The organism is Acidovorax sp. KPB24-07, assembly GCF_057543315.1.
In genome coordinates, this window is sequence record NZ_BAAJYS010000470.1 from 1 (window position 1) to 2357 (window position 2357).

The 2357-nt window shown below is 72.5% G+C and carries 4 protein-coding genes; 3 read left to right on the forward strand and 1 reads right to left on the reverse strand.

The annotated features are described in order from the left end of the window. Positions 1 to 67 precede the first annotated feature (67 nt). Positions 68 to 934, forward strand: coding sequence for a DUF429 domain-containing protein (locus AC27IQ_RS22685; RefSeq protein WP_487090886.1), 867 nt, complete (start codon positions 68 to 70; stop codon positions 932 to 934). 82 nt (positions 935 to 1016) lie between these two features. Further along, a complete protein-coding gene (locus AC27IQ_RS22690) occupies positions 1017 to 1280 on the forward strand; it encodes a hypothetical protein (RefSeq protein WP_284429234.1) in 264 nt (87 codons plus the stop codon). Positions 1281 to 1320: 40 nt separating this feature from the next. On the opposite strand, the gene AC27IQ_RS22695 is transcribed toward AC27IQ_RS22690, so the two are convergent. Next, on the reverse strand, positions 1321 to 1719 hold the full coding sequence (locus tag AC27IQ_RS22695; protein ID WP_487090887.1) for a 4-oxalocrotonate tautomerase: 399 nt from the start codon (positions 1717 to 1719) through the stop codon (positions 1321 to 1323). 110 nt (positions 1720 to 1829) lie between these two features. On the opposite strand from AC27IQ_RS22695, the gene AC27IQ_RS22700 reads away from it, so the two are divergent. Then, positions 1830 to 2357 (forward strand): LysR family transcriptional regulator (locus AC27IQ_RS22700; RefSeq protein WP_487090888.1); only part of this gene is annotated, 528 nt, incomplete at its 3' end.

Below are 2357 nucleotides of genomic sequence, written 5' to 3' on the forward strand. Positions count from 1 at the left end.
GGCCGCGCGCATCGCGGGCGCGGTGCTGATCGCGGCGGGCGTCACCGCCCTGGCGCTGGGGTAGGGCATGGATGCGGGTGACAGCGCCGTGCCGCCGCTGCCGATGCCGATGCTGATCGGCTGCGATTTCTCCAGTAGCCCCAGCCGGCGCAAACCCATCGTGGTCGCCAGCGGGCAACTGGCCGGCGCGCGCGTGGTGCTGTCGGGGCTGGAGACCTTCGACACCCTGGCCGGCTTCGGCCGCTGGCTGGCCGAGCCGCGCACCTGGGTGGGCGGGTTCGACCTGCCGTTCGGCCTGCCGCGCGAGCTGCTGGCGCACCTGGGCTGGCCGCTCACCTGGCACGCGAGCATGCAGCACTACCGGGGCCTGAGCCGCGCGCAGATCCGCGACACCTTCGCGGCATTCTGCGATGCGCGCCCGGCGGGGGCCAAGTTCGCCCACCGCGCCGCCGATGGGCCGGCGGGCTCCAGCCCGTCGATGAAGTGGGTCAACCCGCCCGTCGCCTACATGCTGCACGCGGGCGTGCCGCTGCTGCTCGATGCCGGCGTGCACCTGCCCGGCCTGCATGCGGGCGATCCGGCCCGCGTGGCGCTGGAGGCCTACCCCGGCCTGTTGGCGCGCGAGATCCTGGCCCGGCGCAGCTACAAGAGCGACGACCGCGCCAAGCAGACGCCCGACCGCCTCATCGCCCGCAAGGACCTGGTCACGGCGCTGGAGAACGGCGCCACCCGGCTGGGACTGCGGCTCAAGCTCACGCACGCGCAGCGCGATGCGCTGGTGGACGACGCCAGCGGCGACCGCCTGGACGCGGTGCTGTGCCTGGTGCAGGCCGCCTGGGCGGAGCAGCGCCACCGGCAGGGCGATGCGCTGTACGGCCTGCCGCCGGGGCTGGACCCGCTGGAGGGCTGGATCATCTCGGCGCCCGTGGATTGAGGCCCGGGCCCTCACAATGGCAACGGCGCGGCGCCGCAGGCCGCGACCCGTCCATGCTCAACAGCCATGTCAAAGACACGCCATGACTTCGTCGCTTCCCGATTTCCGCACCCGCCCGGCCGGCGCCTTCGCCCTGCGTTGCGGCGCCGCGCTGCTGGCAGCCGCATGCCTGGCCGGTGCTGCGGGGGCCGCGCCCGCGCCGTGGTACTTCTGGCGCAGCAAGGTCGACGGCAAGCGCGTCTGCGCCCAGGTGTCGCCAGGGCCGGGCTGGGAGCGCGACAGCACACCTTACGACGGCCCGGGCTGCGAGGCGCGCCGCCGGGTGTTCGTCATCCCGATGCGCTGACGCTGCCGCCGCAGGGCGTGGCAGCACCTGCACCGCGCCGCTATACGCCGGCCTGCTGGTGCCGCCATTCCTGGCTGCGTCCGCCGTAGCCGTAGGCGGCCGCGCGGGCATCGATCAGGTGGATGTAGCTCACCTCGTGCAGGCGGGGCAGCAGGCCGGCGAACGCGGCATGGATCTCGCGCAGGTAGCGCGCCTTCTCCGCCTTGGTGTTGGTCTCGTCGGTGATGCTGATGTCCAGGTGGAAGGCGGTCTGGCCCAGCTCGGCCAGCGAGACGCCCCCGATGAACCATTGGTCGGTCGCGATGAACTGCACCGTGGTGGCGATCACGGGCAGGGCCTTGCCCAGTACGTTCTGGGTGATGTCGGCGACAGCCGCCGTCGCGCGGCGGGCCAGGGCGGCATCGGCGGGGCCGGACAGGTGGATGGCGATGTGGGGCATGGTGCGGGTGCTCGTTGAAGGAATGCCGTGATTTTTCGCCGCATCCACCGTCCTGAAAAGCGGGATTCATGGATACCATCCATCGGTTATTCCGTTGGATGCACTGCGCCATGCACGCCTTTCCCCTCGACCAGCTTCGCACCTTCGCCGCCGTGATCGACGCGGGCAGCCTCACGGCCGGCGCGCCGCGGGTGTTTTTGTCGCAGTCGGCCGTCAGCGAACAGTTGCGCAAGCTCGAAGAGCAGGCCGGCCAGTCGCTGCTGCTGCGCTCCAAGGCCGGCGTGGCGCCCACGGCAGCGGGCGAGCGGCTGCTCGGCCATGCGCGCCAGTTGCTCGCGCTGAGCGAGGCGGCCTGGCGCGATCTGCACGGCGTGGCGCTGCAGGGCACGCTGCGGCTCGGGGTCACCGATTACTTCCGCCCGGCCGATCTGGCGGGCCTGCTGGCGCGGGTGGAGGCGCAGTACCCGCAGGTGCGGCTGCAGGTCACGGTGCAGAAAAGCGGGCTGGTCGAAGCGGGCTATGCCGGCGGCGAGTTCGACGTGGGGCTGACCATGGCCTTGCCCGCCGCGCGCACGACGAGTGGCGCTGCCCGCGCACGGCCTGCCGCCAATGCCGCCGCGGCGAAGGCGTCGCTGCTG

Bases quoted from the DNA above. Each gene is read 5' to 3' on its own strand.
- AC27IQ_RS22685 (WP_487090886.1), top strand. From the start codon at position 68: ATGGATGCGGGTGACAGCGCCGTGCCGCCGCTGCCGATGCCGATGCTG.
- AC27IQ_RS22690 (WP_284429234.1), top strand. From the start codon at position 1,017: ATGACTTCGTCGCTTCCCGATTTCCGCACCCGCCCGGCCGGCGCCTTC.
- AC27IQ_RS22695 (WP_487090887.1), bottom strand. From the start codon at position 1,719: ATGCCCCACATCGCCATCCACCTGTCCGGCCCCGCCGATGCCGCCCTG.